Source organism: Saccharibacillus sacchari (genome assembly GCF_037722395.1).
Taxonomy (GTDB): domain Bacteria; phylum Bacillota; class Bacilli; order Paenibacillales; family Paenibacillaceae; genus Saccharibacillus; species Saccharibacillus sacchari_A.
In genome coordinates this window covers 1-15,618 of sequence record NZ_JBBKAR010000057.1, presented here as the reverse complement: position 1 = coordinate 15,618, position 15,618 = coordinate 1, and the positions used below count along the sequence as shown (strand labels likewise).

Annotated in this window: 12 protein-coding genes; 9 read left to right on the top strand and 3 right to left on the bottom strand. The window is 54.9% G+C overall.

All coding sequences use genetic code 11. The features are described 5' to 3' along the window. Window positions 1-93: 93 nt before the first annotated feature. From nagA to WKI47_RS24030, 3 genes are read right to left on the bottom strand one after another with little or no spacing between them, the layout of a single operon-like run. The gene (gene nagA, locus WKI47_RS24040) at window positions 94-1,311 is read right to left on the bottom strand and encodes an N-acetylglucosamine-6-phosphate deacetylase (protein ID WP_340229737.1); all 1,218 of its coding nucleotides are present in this window, start codon (window positions 1,309-1,311) and stop codon (window positions 94-96) included. Beyond that, window positions 1,308-2,033: a glucosamine-6-phosphate deaminase gene (gene nagB / locus WKI47_RS24035; protein WP_340229736.1), complete on the bottom strand. Its 726-nt coding sequence runs from the start codon at window positions 2,031-2,033 to the stop codon at window positions 1,308-1,310. The genes nagA and nagB overlap by 4 nt, the downstream gene beginning before the upstream one ends. Window positions 2,034-2,035: 2 nt before the next feature. Further along, window positions 2,036-2,896, bottom strand: coding sequence for a MurR/RpiR family transcriptional regulator (locus WKI47_RS24030; protein WP_340229735.1), 861 nt, complete (start codon window positions 2,894-2,896; stop codon window positions 2,036-2,038). A 203-nt stretch (window positions 2,897-3,099) separates the two neighbouring features. Here WKI47_RS24030 and WKI47_RS24025 point away from each other — a divergent pair, with 203 nt between their 5' ends. The 9 genes from WKI47_RS24025 (at window position 3,100) to WKI47_RS23985 (ending at window position 15,589) form a co-directional block, all read left to right on the top strand. Then, window positions 3,100-4,014, top strand: coding sequence for a phosphotransferase (locus WKI47_RS24025; protein WP_340229734.1), 915 nt, complete (start codon window positions 3,100-3,102; stop codon window positions 4,012-4,014). A 266-nt stretch (window positions 4,015-4,280) separates the two neighbouring features. Continuing rightward, window positions 4,281-4,631, top strand: a complete 351-nt coding sequence (locus WKI47_RS24020) for a DUF3817 domain-containing protein (protein ID WP_340229733.1) — start codon at window positions 4,281-4,283, stop codon at window positions 4,629-4,631. Window positions 4,632-4,807: 176 nt separating this feature from the next. Further along, window positions 4,808-5,404 carry a YdeI/OmpD-associated family protein gene (locus tag WKI47_RS24015; protein WP_340229732.1) on the top strand — a complete coding sequence of 199 codons (597 nt, stop codon included), beginning with the start codon at window positions 4,808-4,810 and terminating at the stop codon, window positions 5,402-5,404. A gap of 184 nt (window positions 5,405-5,588) precedes the next feature. Next, window positions 5,589-7,595 carry a glutaminase family protein gene (locus WKI47_RS24010; RefSeq protein ID WP_340229731.1) on the top strand — a complete coding sequence of 669 codons (2,007 nt, stop codon included), beginning with the start codon at window positions 5,589-5,591 and terminating at the stop codon, window positions 7,593-7,595. A gap of 262 nt (window positions 7,596-7,857) precedes the next feature. Beyond that, window positions 7,858-9,891 (top strand): GxGYxYP domain-containing protein, encoded by a 2,034-nt coding sequence (locus WKI47_RS24005; protein WP_340229730.1) that lies wholly within the window; start codon window positions 7,858-7,860, stop codon window positions 9,889-9,891. A gap of 568 nt (window positions 9,892-10,459) precedes the next feature. Next, window positions 10,460-11,635, top strand: coding sequence for a GntR family transcriptional regulator (locus WKI47_RS24000; protein WP_340229729.1), 1,176 nt, complete (start codon window positions 10,460-10,462; stop codon window positions 11,633-11,635). A gap of 472 nt (window positions 11,636-12,107) precedes the next feature. Beyond that, entirely contained in the window at window positions 12,108-13,109 is a 1,002-nt protein-coding gene (locus WKI47_RS23995) for a sugar ABC transporter permease (RefSeq protein WP_340229728.1), read from the top strand. 2 nt (window positions 13,110-13,111) lie between these two features. Further along, a complete protein-coding gene (locus tag WKI47_RS23990) occupies window positions 13,112-14,032 on the top strand; it encodes a carbohydrate ABC transporter permease (RefSeq protein WP_340229727.1) in 921 nt (306 codons plus the stop codon). 147 nt (window positions 14,033-14,179) lie between these two features. After that, the gene (locus WKI47_RS23985; protein ID WP_340229726.1) at window positions 14,180-15,589 is read left to right on the top strand and encodes an extracellular solute-binding protein; all 1,410 of its coding nucleotides are present in this window, start codon (window positions 14,180-14,182) and stop codon (window positions 15,587-15,589) included. Window positions 15,590-15,618 lie beyond the last annotated feature (29 nt).

The window sequence follows — 15,618 nt, the reverse complement described above, 5'->3', positions numbered from 1 at the left end:
GCACATTGGATCGAAAATAACTGGATATCCGTCGTTATTTTACGGGAAACGGCTAATTTGTTCGAAATAACTGGATTTATGCGGTTATTTTATTTATCCGATCTTGCATCCTTCGGCCCATACGCCGCGCAGTTCGAGCGCGGCGTCCATCAGGACGAAGTCCGCGCGTTTGCCCGGCTCGATGGAGCCGGTTGTCCCGTATATGCCGGCCTGGCGGGCCGGCGCGCCGCTGGCCGCGTCGGAGGCGCGTTCGACGCTAAGGCCCGCTTGCTCGACCAGGAAGCGGAAGCCTTCCGCCATCGTGAGACGGCTGCCCGCGAGAGCGCCGCCCTGGGTGAGGGCGACGCCGTCTTTGACGACCACGGGCAAGTCGCCCAGGAAATAATCGCCGTCGCCGAGACCCGCGGCGGACATGGCATCGGTGACCAGGACGAGATTGCTGTCCGTTTTTACCTTCGCCAGCAGCTTGACCGCGCCGGGATGCACATGAATCCCGTCGGCGATCACTTCGGCGACGATGTCGTCGCAGCCGAGCACGGCTCCGGCCGTGCCGGGCTTGCGATGATGCAGCGGCGTCATCGCGTTGAACGTATGCACGGCATGGTTCAGGCCGGCTTCGACGGCGGCCAGCGCTTCTTCATAGCTGGCGTCCGTGTGACCCAGCGCCGCCGTAATGCCGTGATCGCGCAGCCACGCGATCGTGTCCAGCGCGCCTTCGCGCTCTGGCGCCAGCGTGAGCTGGCGAATCAAGCCCGGGAAGCGGGCTTCCCAGTCTTCCAGCCAATCGGTGCGCGGCAGCGAGATATGCTCCGGGTTCTGCGCCCCCGGCCATTGCGGGCTGATAAACGGCCCTTCCAAATGCACGCCTTCGATGCTCGCGCCGCGCATCCCGCTTTGCGACCGATACGCCCATACCGCTTCCAGCACGCTGTCGATCATGGCGTGCGTCGCCGTCATGGTCGTCGCCAGCATCGACGTGGAACCGTGCGAGCCGTGGAACCGGGCGATGGTGTCCAGCACGCCGGGGTTCCCGGCGTCCATAAAGTCTTCGCCCATCCCTCCGTGGACATGAATATCCACGAAGCCCGGCAGCAGCCAGCCGCCGTTCGCGTCGATCACGCGAACATTCCCGGCTTCGCCCGCTTCCTCGCCGTCTTCCCCGCCCGACGGCGATACGGACACGATCCATCCGTCCATCGCTTCGCAGATTCCGTTTTCGACCACGCCCTGCGGCGTTACGATCCGCGCGTTGACGAAGCGGATCACGCCTTTTTTTTCCGCAAACCGTTCGTCCGGCAATTTTCCGCTCACTTGGTCCACGCTCCCGCCGCTTCGTCCATCAGCACGACCAGGTTCGGATGCAGTTGAAGCAGCGAAGCCGGACATTTTGTCGTGATCGGTCCGGTCAATGCCTGGCGTGCAATCTCGGCTTTCGATTCCCCGCGCACGACGAGCATAACCTGACGCGCTTTCATGATCGGAGCCACGCCCATCGTAACGGCTTGTTTCGGCACATCGTAGATGGAGTCGAAGAAACGCGCATTGGCTTCGCGAGTCTGGTGCTGCAACGTCGCGGCATGCGTCCCGGCAATCAGCGAATCGTCCGGCTCATTGAACCCGATATGTCCGTTATGGCCGAGGCCCAACAACTGCAAATCGATTCCGGCGTCTTCGATCATGGCATCGTAATACGCGCATTCCTGCTCCAGATCGACCGCGAGGCCGTTGGGCACATGGGTGTTTGCCGGATCAATATCGACCAGATCGAACAAATGCGTATTCATGAAGCAGCGGTAGCTGGCCGGATGGCTCCCCGATAACCCTACGTATTCGTCGAGATTGTACGAGCTGGCTTTGGCAAAGCTTACGCTTCCGCCGCGATGCAGCTTGACCAGCTCTTCATAGATGCCGATCGGCGTGCTTCCGGTCGCGAGTCCCAGCACGGCTTTCGGTTTGGCTTGCAGCAGGCTTGCGATCAGGCCGGCGCCGGCGCGGTTCAGGTCTTCTTCGGTACGAAAGGTCAACAGATTCATGGTTAAGCACCTCCGGAGGGTTTGAGATACTGGCGGACGTTGTGGTAAGACTGCTCAAGCATAGGGACATATTCTTCGAAGCCTTCGCTGACGATTCCGGTGAACAAAATGTCGATGACATGCAGCTGCGCGATCCGCGAAGCCATAGCGCCGCGCCGCACGCCTTCTTCCAACGACGACGTGAACAGCGGGATATCCGCGAGTCCCGGCAGCGGGCTGGTTCCGTAGCGGGTGAGCGATAAGGTCAACGCCCCCGCGTCTTTGGCGCATTGCAGCGCGGCGATCGTTTCCGGCGTTTCGCCCGAGTAGGAGATCGCCAGCGCCACATCGCCTTCGTTCAGCGTCGAAGCCGATGTAATCTGCATATGGGAGTCCGCGAATGCGGTGCAGCTTTTTCCAAGCCGGATCAGCTTCTGATAAAAGTCCTGCGCCACGATCGACGAGGTGCCCATCCCGTACAGATCGATGCGCCGCGCGGAACGAAGTGCGGTTACGGCACGCTCCAGCGCTTCGAGATCGAGCAGCCGGGTCGTATCCGTGATCGAGGCGAGATGATTCGCTTCGATCGCCCGAACGATCTCTTTCAGCGGGCGTCCCGCGACGATATCCTGATACGTCCCCGCTTCGGTCGGACGCGACAACTCGCCGATCAGGCGCATTTTAAAATCAGGAAAACCTTTGAATCGCAGCGACTTGCAAAAACGGGTCACGGTCGCCGGGCTGGTTCCGCATTCTGCCGCCAGTTCCGTAATGCCCAGGCGCTGCACATGCTCGGGATGTTCTAAAATGTAAGCGGCAAGACGTTTCTCCTGAGGAGAAAAGTGCTCGATTTGTTCCTGTAAAAGAGAGAGAAGAGCAGACATCGAGAACCTCCTTTTACATTTGGCTGATGTGTTTTTGAAAAATATTTTCTTTAATAATTGTTTATTATGAAATTTTTTTTCTTACTAATCTCAGAATAATCCAAAACCGCAATAAGGGCAAGTGAAGTTGGTCTTTTATGCGTTTTTTTGAAAGGCCATGTTAAAATTTATTATTGATAACGAAACAAGGAGGCTGACGATTCATGGGCGCAACGAATGTATGGGATGCGGAATGGGAAGTTGACGAAGAGCAGGCGCGCAAGCTGATCGGCAAACGATGTCCTCAACTGTTATCGAAGCCGGTGAAGCGACTGGGCTGGGGCTGGGACAATACGGTTTTTCTGGTCGGTAACGAGTACGTGTTCCGCTTTCCGAGAAGAAAAATGGCCGTTGACTCGATTCGTATAGAAGGGAAGCTGCTGCCGAAATTGGAGCACTATATCACGATCCCTTATCCGAAACCGTTGTTTTATGGCGAAGCAAGCGACGAATACCCGGCACCTTTTCTTGGATATGCCTATATGCCCGGAGATTTCCCGATCGGTTTGACGGAAGAACGTCGGGCTTTGTCGGCAAAGACGCTGGCAAAATTTTTGCGGAGACTGCATGCGTTTCCGGTGCGGGAGGCGTTGGAGTGCGGCGTTCGGCAAGATCATCGAAACTTGACGGATATCGCATCGCGTAAAGTGAAATTGCAGGACTTTCTGAAGAAGATGGAGCGACACTTGTCGCCTGAAGAGTCCGGTGTGATCGAAGCGTATCTGAGCAGTCTGCAACAGGATCGTGTCGAAGCGGTCAATGTGCTGCTGCATGGCGATCTTCATTTTAAAAACATGCTTGTGAATCAGGAGGGAATCGTTTCCGGCATCATTGACTGGGGCGATCTGAGCTTAGGCCATCCGGCTTGCGATCTGAGCGTTGCTTATAGCTTTTTACCTCCAGGCGCTCGCGGCGTATTTTTCGAAAATTACGGAGAAGCGGACGGGGAAACGAAGCTGCTGGCCCGGCTGATCGCGGTATATATCCCGATGCTGATCTTGATGCAAGCGGTCGACGACGGGAACGAAGCCATTGCGGCGGAAGCGAAATCCAATATGAGGCGGGCGCTGTCGGATTAGGGCGTGTCTTCAAATCTGCTTCCATCGAGGTTTGAAGACACGCCCTAGTACTCTGTATCAGGTCAAATAGTGGGTTTACGTTTGGCCGAAACGCACACGGGTCTAGTGCGTTTCGGACGAGCGTAACCTTACCTTCTATTGATACAGAGTACTAGAGTTATTTTAAATTTTGTCAATTTTGCCCCGGAGAAAATGAGCTTCCTGCTGATACAATACAGGCATACATAACTCATGTAGGATTCCACCCTTTAAGGAGGCTAAAGCTCTTGTTGAACACAATCCTCGGACGATTCAGGCTTGCCGGTTATCTGGAAGGCATCTCGTTTTTGTTCCTGCTGTTGGTAGCGATGCCGCTCAAATACTTCGCCGATAGCGGTGACGCGGTACGGATCTCGGGCATGATCCACGGCGTATTATTCCCTCTCTACCTGCTGGCCGCCGTCCATGCTTTTCTCAAGCTGCGTTGGTCGTTCAAGCAGTTGCTGGCCTCGTTTATCCTCGGTTTTCTTCCGGCAGGCACGTTCTTTTTCGATGCTTACCTGCGCAAAGAAATCCGTGCCGGACGCGCCTACGCCACGCCTCAGGAAGCCGCGGCTACACCACGTATGGTGAGCTGATTCAAGCGTCGTGATTGCATCGGGAAAAATGAGGAAAACCTGCTCGGACAAGTGAAAAATGTTTCCCGACAGCCCGAAGTCCCTGAGACAGGGGCTTCTTTTTTTTGCGGCGCATCGTAGGGAAGGGATGTATAATGGGGGTGTCATTTATTCGGCAGAACATGGAGGAATCTACAATGACCCAACATCCAACGAACCCCAAAGTCGATGCTTTTATGGAGCGATCCGAGCAGTGGCATGCAGAATTCGTCAAGCTGAGAAGCCTGGCTTTGGCGAGTGGAGCGGTTGAGGACCTCAAATGGGGACAGCCCTGTTACACGATCGACGGCAGTAATGTCTTTTTGCTGCACGGCTTCAAAGAATACTGCGCGATCCTGTTTATGAAAGGCGCTCTGATGCAAGACGACGAAGGCTTGCTTATTCAACAGACGCAAAAAGTTCAGGCCGCGCGCCAGCTTCGTTTTACGAGTGTAGACGAGATCGAAGCCAAGTCCGAACAAATCGCAGCCTATCTCAGCGACGCGATCGAAGTGGAAAAAGCCGGGCTCAAAGTCGAAATGAAGCCTGTCGAACAATATGCCGTCCCCCAGGAATTCGAAGCCAGACTGGACAACGACGCCGCTCTGAAAAAAGCTTTCGAAGCCCTTACTCCAGGTCGCCAAAGAGCCTATCTGATGCACTTCACCGAACCCAAACAATCCAAAACCCGCGAAGCCCGTATCGACAAAAGCGCACCGCGTATTTTGGACGGCAAAGGCTTGACCGATCGCTGATCCGGGTATCTCGCCGTTACCGTCCAATCCTGCATATCGGCAACAATAGCGTCCGGTTCTGAACCGATTCCCCTCGATTGGCTTTTTCGGCTAGAATAGGATTTTCCCCAACCGTTGCACTCCAAACTTAAATACTTTATATTGATTATGTTAAATAGAGCATTTATATAAGGAGTGTACATTGATGAGTGCTATTCGTCCTTCCGCAGTTCCTTTGGTCACGGTTGATCCTTATTTCAGCGTCTGGTCGTTCGCGGATCGGTTGACCGATGACCATACCCGCCATTGGACAGGTCAACGTCACGGGATGACCGGTTTGGCCGCGATCGACGGTGAGGTTTTTCGCTTTATTGGTCTTGCCGAGCCTAATGCCGAACGGTATTATCCCGAGCCTCCGGCAATGGAGCAGAAGTCTGTCCGCGTGACGCCGCTCAGTACGATCTACGAGTTCGAAGCGGGCGGCGTACGGCTGACGGTTCGTTTTACATCCCCGTTGTTGCTTGATGATCTGGATGTCTTGTCCCGCCCGGCTTCGTATATCCATTTGGAAGCGCAATCAACGGACGGCGGCGAACATGAGGTTACACTTTACGTCGACGTGACCGGCGAATGGTGCGTCGATCGACCGGAGCAAAAGGTATTGGGTGATCGCGCCGAGATTGACGGTCTGGTATCGTTGCGGCTCGGCCACGAAACGCAGCAACCGTTGAACCGATCCGGCGACGATCACCGGATCGATTGGGGGTATTTGTACCTGAACGCGGAACAAGGAGAAGGGACCGAAGGGTTGCTCGGTACAGCGGCGCTCCGTAAATCTTTTATTCGCGGGGAAGAGTTGAAGCCGGAAGACCTGTCGGCGACTCCACGCAGCGTGAGGGATGAGCAGCCTGTAGCGGCGCTTACCTTCAAGCTTGGACCGGTCGGCGCGTCGGCGGTAAGCCGTCTGGCCGTTCTGGCTTACGATGACGTGTACGCGATGGAATACTTCGGCGACAAGCTCCAAGCTTTTTGGAAAAGAAACGGGCAAAGCACGGAAGACATGATCGAAGCGGCGTTCGCCGAGTACGAAGCGCTGACCGAACGCTGCGAGGCTTTTGACCGAAAATTGTGGGAAGACGGCGAAAAGTCGGGCGGGGAGCGGTACGCGGAACTGCTGGCGTTGTCGTACCGTCAGGCGATCGCGGCGCATAAGCTGGTCACGGACCCGGACGGCGAGCTGCTGTTCCTGTCCAAAGAATGCTACAGCAACGGCTGTTTGGCGACGGTCGATGTCAGCTATCCGTCGATTCCGCTGTTCCTGCTGTATTGCCCGGCGTTGGTCGAAGCGATGATCCGTCCGATCGTGAAATACGCCCGCAGCGGCGATTGGCCGTTCGATTTCGCGCCGCACGATATCGGGCAGTATCCGCTCGGCAACGGTCAGGTATACGGCGAAAACAAATTGGAATACCAAATGCCTGTCGAAGAATCCGGCAATATGCTCGTGATGGCGGCTTCCGCCTGTCTGGCGGGAGCGAATCGCGATTATTTGTTGGCGCAGATGGATTTGTGGGAAGCCTGGGTACGGTATCTGGTCGAGTACGGCTTGGACCCGGACAATCAATTGTGCACCGACGATTTCGCCGGGCATCTGGCGCGCAACGCCAATCTGTCGGTCAAAGCGGTCATGGGCGTCGCCAGTTTCTCCATTTTAAAAAGGTTGCAAGGCGACGCGGCGGAAGCGGACCGGTATCTGGAAAAAGCGCGGGACATGGCGAAACGCTGGAGCGAACTGGCCGACGACGGCGACCATACGGTGCTGGCTTTCGGCCAACCGGGAACGTGGAGCCTGAAATACAATCTGATCTGGGACGTGCTGTACGGAACGCAGTTGTTCGATCCGGCCGTTTTCCCGCGCGAGGTGTCTTGGTACAAAAGCAAGAAAAACGCTTACGGCACTCCGTTGGACAACCGCGCCGATTATACGAAGTCGGATTGGCTGGTGTGGGCGGCTTCGTTGGCGGACGATAAGCAGGACTTCGCGGAGCTGACCGCCCCGATCCGGGATATGTTAAGCGACACGGCGGATCGGGTGCCTTTTTCCGACTGGACGGATACGGTAACCGCTCGACAGATCGGGTTCCAGCATCGCAGCGTGCTCGGCGGGATTTTTATGAAGCTGCTGAAAGACCGGGGCAGCATGCAAGTTTGAGCGCGACGCGAGCCAAGTCTTTCAAGTAGTTGCCGTTACAAACGAGGTGGCCGCAGCTTGAGCGTTTGCTTTGTCGCGTCTGCGAACGGGCCGTTTGGGCCTTTGCTACCTGGAACGATTGAAGCGATTATATTCATGAACCGTTTTTCCTTTTTGGAAAAGCGGTTTTTTGCTATCAAAATATATTGATTATAAATGACATATATGATATGTTTTGTTTGCCTTAAAAAGCCTTACCATTCGATTCACAAGGAGGAGAAGCATGAACAGGAAGCAAGGTTGGAAAAGGAAAGGTGGGTCGGTGCTCGTAGCACTGACTCTGCTCACGGCATCGTTGGCATGGCCTGGTGTACCCCGAGCCGAAGCGGCCGGACTCAATTGGCCGTCGGATCAACTGCTCCCGTCGTTTTCGACACCTGCTGCAACTCTCGATGTAATGGATGTGGTAACCGAGTATAAGTACGATGCAATGGGTCCGGATATTTTACACGAAACAGGTCGCCCGGACGTGAATGGTTGGCTGGCCCAGACTTCGATCGACGCGCCGAACAAGTACATGGTGTACGGCCCTTATGCCACCGATGTCGCGGTTGGCCGACATACCGCGTTTTTCGATCTGATCATCGACAACAACACCGCCAACAATGACGTGATGGTCACGCTCGACGTGCGCGATCACGACACGGGGCAAGTGCTGGCGACCCGCGATCTGCGCCGTCAGGATTGGAGTTACGCGTCCAATTACGAACGTTTCCACCTCGACTTCGTGAACCCGACCGCCGGTCACAAGCTGGAATTCCGCGTGTTCTGGCACGGCGCTTCGTATATCAAAGTCGGATCGGTCGGCACGGAATCGCTCGATCGGGCGGAAGAAGCGGCGCTGTTCACGTCGCTCAAAGGCATCGTGAACCGCGAACAGCCGAGAATCTACTCGTACGATAACCCGGTCAAAGGCGAAGAAGGCAAATACAACTGGCTCAATTCGTTGAATCTGGGGCATCAGGACGTGGCGGACAATTGGACGCTGCTGACCAAATACCGGAGCGAGATCGAAGGGATCGTCGTCTATGACGACAATGTGCCGGATACGCTTAACCTGGCGACGACGATCGCTTCGCTGGAAGACGGAATCGTCGCGCCGCCGAGCCTGGTGAGCAAGCTGACGGCCGCGCCGTATAATCTGCCGATCCTCGACGATCTGCGCGGCGATTACGCCAACAAGCTGGCCGTGTATCAGGATCTGTACGACAACTACTGGCCGGATCTGCCGCATACCGTGATCGTGGGGCTGAACCCCGATCTCAAAGGCTTCCTGCGCGATTACGCGACCGCCGTCGGCACAGCGACCGTCTGGCTCGATCCGGCGGTTCCGGCCGAAAAAGCGCTGCTGCAAGACTTCTTCGGCGATATGCCTTACGGCAGCGGCATCTATATGGGCTGGTGGCCGGCCGAGCAATTGGGCGTGGAAACGGCGTCCGAATACGGCATCTCGACTATCGCCAGCGACTTTTCTTCCAACCTGACCGTTTTCGGCGGCACGGACCGCAACGTCGACGTGAAGCCGGTTCCGGCCAAGCCGCAGCTCGACGACAAAATCTACGTTTCGCTGATCCTGAGCGACGGCGACAATCTGCAATACATGGAGCATCGTTTTAAAAGAATCTGGGATTCGGCCAACCGCGGCGATATTCCGCTCGGTTGGACCGTATCGCCTGCCATGCTGGACGCCATGCCGGGCGTGCTCGATTACCTGTACGATACCGCCACGGCCAACGATGCCCTGATCGCCGGTCCGAGCGGCGTCGGCTACACGTATCCGAACTACTGGAACAACCAGACGTATCTCGACGAATATACCGCGTTATCCGGCGATTACATGGAACGCGCCGGGCTGAAAGTCGTCACGATCTGGAATACGATCACCGGATCGACGAACCAAAACGTCGGCGAGAGCTTCGCGCAAAACGCGCCGAATCTGCTCGGCATGACCGCGCAGGGCGGCGGCAACGGCAATATCAACGTTTTCGACGGCACACTGCCGAACCAGGTGTTGAACGCCAATTATTGTTATTCGTACGACACGCTGGAACTTGAGATCAACAACGCCATCGCCGGATGGGACGGAACCGCTCCGCGCTTTGTGAGCATCCAGGCCAATCCGTGGGACGTCGATTACCAGGATTTCGTCAACGTGGTGGATCATTTCAGTTCCAACCCGAATATCGTGTTCGTTCGTCCGGACAACTATTTCCAACTGATGAGAGAAGACCTCGGCCTGCCGATCGACCCTTCTTGATCTTCGTTCACTAAAACGACATCTTTGGAGATCCTGTTCGCTGTGGAAGCTTGGGGGGCTGCGGGAGAAATTCGGTCGAGTCGCTGTCTCACTTAGAAAGCGGATTGGAATTTTTATAAGGAATCGTTCTAAGTTCAAAGGCGTCTCTCCCTGAATTTCTCCCTTCGCCCGGCGCTTTGCCGGGGCGAAAGGCCTTCGGATGCCTTTTGGCTTGGCGAACCGGAAAGCCCTTATTTAGCTGCGCTAAATAAAAGGACTCCAGCAAGCCGGAGAAAATAAAAAAAGATCTTTGTCGAAGTCTAGATCTTCGACAAATCCAGGGTGCCTGCACAGCGGCACCCTCTTTCTTTTCCCTACCCGGAAGGCCAGGGATGGGGGAGGAAATTCAGTGAAAGGCGCCTTTGAACTCGGAAAGCTTCCTTAGTCAAATTCAATTCAACTTTCCGAGTGAGACAGCGCATTGAACGAATTTCCTCCCCCATCCCTCTTGCCTTCCCCCACACCTTTTAATATATTTGTTATAATAAAAGTCATTAACCTGCACGTTAGCAGAAAGGAGTCATAGGGGATGAATCAGGAAAGAGAACCGCTTTATATTCAGATACAGAACCATTTCAAAGAACGCATTACATCCCGAGAATTGGTCGAAGACCAGAAGATTCCGACGGAAAAAGAGTTGATGGACGAGTTCGGCGTCAGCCGGATCACGGTCGTGAACGCGCTGGTGGAACTGGCGAAAGACGGCTGGATCTACCGCATACCGGGGAGAGGGACGTATATCAAAGGCATTCCGGAATCGCAGATCGCGGATAAATCGGCCGCTGCGCCTATGATCGAACAACCGGTTCGCGCCGGCGGCATGCGGATCGGTTTGGTTTTTCCTACGCTGGAAGATTATTTTGCCGTCCGTTTGATCCGGGGCGTCACCGACGAGCTTCAGGCCCAGGGCTATTCGCTGCATATCATGCTCACCAACAACTCCAAAGAAAAAGAAAAAGAAGTGATCCGGGAACTGAAAGCGACCGTCGACGGGCTGATTATTTTCCCCGTGGACGCGGAAGTATATAACGAAGAAATCATCGCGCTCAAAATGCAAAATTACCCGTTCGTGCTGATCGACCGCCATCTGCCGGGGGTGGAAACGAACGTCGTTGCTTCCGACAGCCCGCGCGCATCCATGCTGGCCGTGGATCATCTGTGGGAATTGGGACACCGGAACATCGCGATCTGCACCGATTCCCCGATGATGACCGTGTCCGTCGACGATCGGATACAAGGCTATTTCGATGCGCTCAAGCAAAAAGGGACGATGATCAACCCGGCCTTGATCCTGAACGATTTCGAATTGGACGTCGATCATCTGAACCGCCCCGACGCGCCCGCCAAAGAAATCGACGCTTCGCATCCGTTGTATCGTTTTATGCAAAATCGCATGGCAACCGCCTATATCGCGCTGAACTGCTCGCTCGGCGTACAAATGCTTTCGATCGCGCGCAAAGTCGGCCTCCGGGTTCCCGAAGACATTTCCATCATCACTTTCGACAATCCGACGCCGCTGTTCGAAGAACTGAGCTTGCTGACCCATATCGACCAGTCCGAATACAAAATGGGCGCCGAATCCGTCAAACTTCTGATGCAAGCGATCGAACACGCCAAGCGCCACCAAAAAGAATTCCGTAAAGTCATCCTTCCCCCTCGCCTGGTCGTTTGCAAAACGACAGGCCCCGCTCCTTCTGCCGAATAAAAACAAGGCTCTCCGACAGCTCACTTGTTCTGTGGCATGTAAGCAAACTCCGAAAAACCGGACTGCGGAGGAGAACGAAAAGTCGGAAAAAGATACACGCTACACGCAGGAAAGTCCTTAAACACGCCGCAACCTTGCATTCTAACCTTACCGCCCTCAAAATTTTTCTCCGCCCAAACTTTCATAAACCCAAATGACCCAAGAGTGCCGCAACGCGGCACTTTTTTTCTTTTCCCGCCCCACACGGAAGGCCAGGGATGGAGGAGGAAATTCAGCGAAAGACGCCTTTGAACTCGGAAAGCTCCTATCCAAATCCAATTCCGCTTTCCGAGTGAAACAGCGCCTTGAGCGAATTTCCTCCTCCATCCCCCTTGCCTTCCTATCAAACATTTGACCAATTTAATATAATGAATATAATTAATCATGTACTCTTCGTAGAAGCGGGTCTCACAACCAAAGGGAGGATCGAACTATGATAAGCAATGACGGTAAAACGGTAGAGCCGGAAGGAGGCCAGCTCGCGATCGGACGGGAGTTGCGCAAGTTCCCCAGAAAATCTTCGGTCAAAAGAAGAGACGGCCTGATCGCGGCGATCATTTTGACGCCCATGATTTTATGGTGGCTGGTGCTGTCGGGCTTTCCGACATTGTTCGGTTTCGTGCTCGGCTTTTTTGAATGGATCGGCATCTCGGACAGTCCCAAGTTTGTCTGGTTCGACAATTACGTGCGCTTTTTCCAGGACCCGCTGTATTATCAGGCGTTGTGGCGTTCGATCTGGCTCGGCGGTCTGGTCACGTCGATCACGCTGTTGGCGGGTTTCGGCGCTTCGCTGCTGATGAATATGCCGCTATTCGGCAAAGGCATCTACCGTTCGGTCTGGTATATCCCGGCGGTCACTTCCACCGTGGCGACGACGCAGATCTTCAATATTTTGCTCGATACGAATAACGGGGTCATCAACAACATCCTGGTCTCGATGGGCAAGCCGCCGATCGTGTGGCAATATTCCGTATTCTGGGGCGTGTTCTGGATCGTGGTCTACTCGGTCTGGAAAGGGGTAGGCGGAGCGGCGTTGATCTGGTTGGCGGGACTGCAATCGGTCGATACGGCGTTGTACGAAGCGGCGGATATCGACGGAGCGGGGCGTTTTGCCAAGCTGATGAATGTGACGTTGCCCGGATTGAAACCGATTGCAACGTATATCGTGATTACCAACCTCATCAGCGCGATCCAGATTTACGAACAGGTGCTGTTCATGACGAACGGCGGGCCGTACGGCCAGACCGAAGTGCTCGTGTTCCGCATCTACCGCGACGCGTTCTGGGACTTCAACCTCGGCATGGCGGGCGCGTCTTCGCTGATTATGGCGGCAGTCGTGCTGACGGCGACCGTGTTTTATTACCGTTGGTCGACCGTATCGGATCGCAGCATCACCACTCGCAGAAGCCGTAAACTGCGCAAAGGAGGTCTATGAACATGCAGGAATTTTCGAAAAAATTGGCGATGCAGTTCAAACCCAAATACTTGTTTGCGCATCTCGTGTTATTCGGCGTCGGATTGGTACTGCTGTATCCGCTGATCTTTATGGTCACGGTCGGCTTTTTTACGGAAGAAGAATTTATGACCACGGTACTCGGCCTGCTGCCGTTCGCCAAACAGCCGACCTGGGATAATTTCCTCGTATTGTTTAACGGTTCGGCGGACGCGGCGATCCAGCAGTATTTCCTCAACTCGACCATTCGGACGGTATATGCGACCTTTTGGGCTTTGCTGACCGCGCTGCTGGCCGGATACGTGTTTGCGCGTTTGAAGTTCCGGGGCAAAGAAGTCATCTTTTTAACGCTGCTCGCGACCCAGATGATTCCTGCTACCGTGGCGCTGATCCCGACGTATCTTCAATTCGCCAGATGGCCTTTTGCAGGCGGTAATAACATTTTCACGGGCGGCACGGGCATTCTCGATACATGGTGGGTGTACTTAATCGGCGGTCCGAGCATCAATATCATGGGCGCGTTCCTGGTCAAGCAGTCGATGGAAAAAGTGCCGTATGAGCTGGACGAAGCGGCGAAAGTCGACGGGGCGGGGACGCTGCGCATCATTTTTCAAATCCTGCTGCCGCTGCAAATGCCGATTATGGCGTTTATCGCGATCACGACGGCGCTGGCGACCTGGAACGATTTTATCACGCCGTTTTTCTACACGTCTTCCGATCATTTGCAAACGCTTCCTGCGGCGATCACCCGATTGTCTTCGGCAGCCGCTAGTCCGGGAACCGTACCGAACTGGCCGCTCATTATCACATTAAGCCTGGGTACGACGCTTCCGGCGCTGTTCTTGTTCTTCTTTTTCCAAAAATATATCGTGCAAGGACTCGCGAATACCGGCATCAAAGGATAAAACCTTTCTAAAATCTATTTGATATATTGAATATGTTTAAATGTCGTGATATAGTGAAGGCGTAAAAAAGCCAGTCCGTTACATCGTTAGAATTGGTGGCAAAGTAACAGCTCCAACGATGTGCGATTTTGATATGGAGGGGTTCATGTGAAAATCAGAAAGATTGCGGCTTTAACAGGAACGGCTTTGTTGGTAGCAGCGTTGTCGGCGTGCGGTGGCGGAGGAGCAACAGAAAACGGCACGGGTACGGACGGTTCGGGTGGCGAAGTATCGTCTACGCCGGGCATGACCACGATCAAAGTGTTGAACGAAGGCGCGGTGTCGATCGGAGTGGGCAAGCTGGACGATCTGTTCGCGGCCAAAGAAAAAGAGTACACGGACGACGGAATCAGCCTGGATTACACGCCGGGTTCGCCGGTCGAGACGTTCCCGCTTCAGTACCAGAAAATTATCAGCGAGCAGTTGAAAAGCAAAAATATCGAAGTCGTGACCGAAGATTGGGGCTGGGGCGAGCCGCTGATCCAAAAGCAAACGGCGGGCTTCCTGGCTAAAAATATTCCGGACATCATCGTGGGCGAAACGCAGATGCCGGGCTTTGCGCAGCAAGGGCTGTTGGAGCCTTTCCCGGACGAGATGGCCGACGAGATCCGCGACACGGTATCGCCCGCCGCCTGGAAACCGATGGAGGTCGACGGCAAAATCTACGGACTTGCCGCCCAACCGGGCGTGAGCAGTCTGTTCTGGAATAAAAAGCTGGTCGAACAGGCCGGGATCGACCCGGATAAAAGCATCACGACTTGGCAAGAACTGCGCGATAACGTCAAAAAAGTCACCGAAGCCGGCGCGGGCAAATTTTACGGCGGCGGCGTGTACGCGGCTCCGAACTTCGGCGGCTATCTGCGCTACGGCGCGCTGATCGCGATCAACGGCGGAGCGTTCGCGGACGACAATGGACAGCCTGCTTTTAACTCCGCGCAAAATGCCGAGACGGTCGCGCTGCTCAAAGACTTGAACGCCGCGCATCCGCCGGGCCTGATGGTCAACAACAACGAAGGTTCGTATTTCGACGCCTGGAACAAAGGCCAAATCGCTTATCTGATCGACGGCCCGTGGCGAGTGCAGGAATCGCAAACGGCCGGGCTGGATCTCGGCATGGCGCCGATTCCGCTGTCGCCCAGCGGCAAAGCGGCCAACGTCACGATCGGCGCGGCGTTCCACTCCGTGCCGAAAGACGCCAAAAACAAAGAAGCGGCTTTCGACTATATCAAAGTCATGTACAGCGAACCGATCCAGCAGCTCGTCGCCGATTCCAATACCCGTTCCCCGATCCTGAAGTCGATCGGCGAATCGAAAGAGTACCAGGAAAAGCACCCGGAAATGTATCTGCATTACCAAGCCATGTCCGGCGACGTGATGGGCTTGCCGACGTTCACCAAAGACAATTCGAAAGCTTGGCAGATCTGGGGCGAAGCCGTAGTCAAAAGCATCATGACCGACGGCGATATCCAGACGCTGCTCGACGAAGCCCAGCAACGCGCCGAGAATGTGACGAAGTAAAACAGGCTGAGCCTGTTTTGCGAGGAGCA

Bases quoted from the DNA above. Each gene is read 5' to 3' on its own strand.
- nagB (WP_340229736.1), bottom strand. From the start codon at position 2,033: ATGAATCTGTTGACCTTTCGTACCGAAGAAGACCTGAACCGCGCCGGC.
- WKI47_RS24030 (WP_340229735.1), bottom strand. From the start codon at position 2,896: ATGTCTGCTCTTCTCTCTCTTTTACAGGAACAAATCGAGCACTTTTCT.
- WKI47_RS24025 (WP_340229734.1), top strand. From the start codon at position 3,100: ATGGGCGCAACGAATGTATGGGATGCGGAATGGGAAGTTGACGAAGAG.
- WKI47_RS24015 (WP_340229732.1), top strand. From the start codon at position 4,808: ATGACCCAACATCCAACGAACCCCAAAGTCGATGCTTTTATGGAGCGA.
- WKI47_RS24010 (WP_340229731.1), top strand. From the start codon at position 5,589: ATGAGTGCTATTCGTCCTTCCGCAGTTCCTTTGGTCACGGTTGATCCT.
- WKI47_RS24005 (WP_340229730.1), top strand. From the start codon at position 7,858: ATGAACAGGAAGCAAGGTTGGAAAAGGAAAGGTGGGTCGGTGCTCGTA.
- WKI47_RS24000 (WP_340229729.1), top strand. From the start codon at position 10,460: ATGAATCAGGAAAGAGAACCGCTTTATATTCAGATACAGAACCATTTC.
- WKI47_RS23995 (WP_340229728.1), top strand. From the start codon at position 12,108: ATGATAAGCAATGACGGTAAAACGGTAGAGCCGGAAGGAGGCCAGCTC.
- WKI47_RS23990 (WP_340229727.1), top strand. From the start codon at position 13,112: ATGCAGGAATTTTCGAAAAAATTGGCGATGCAGTTCAAACCCAAATAC.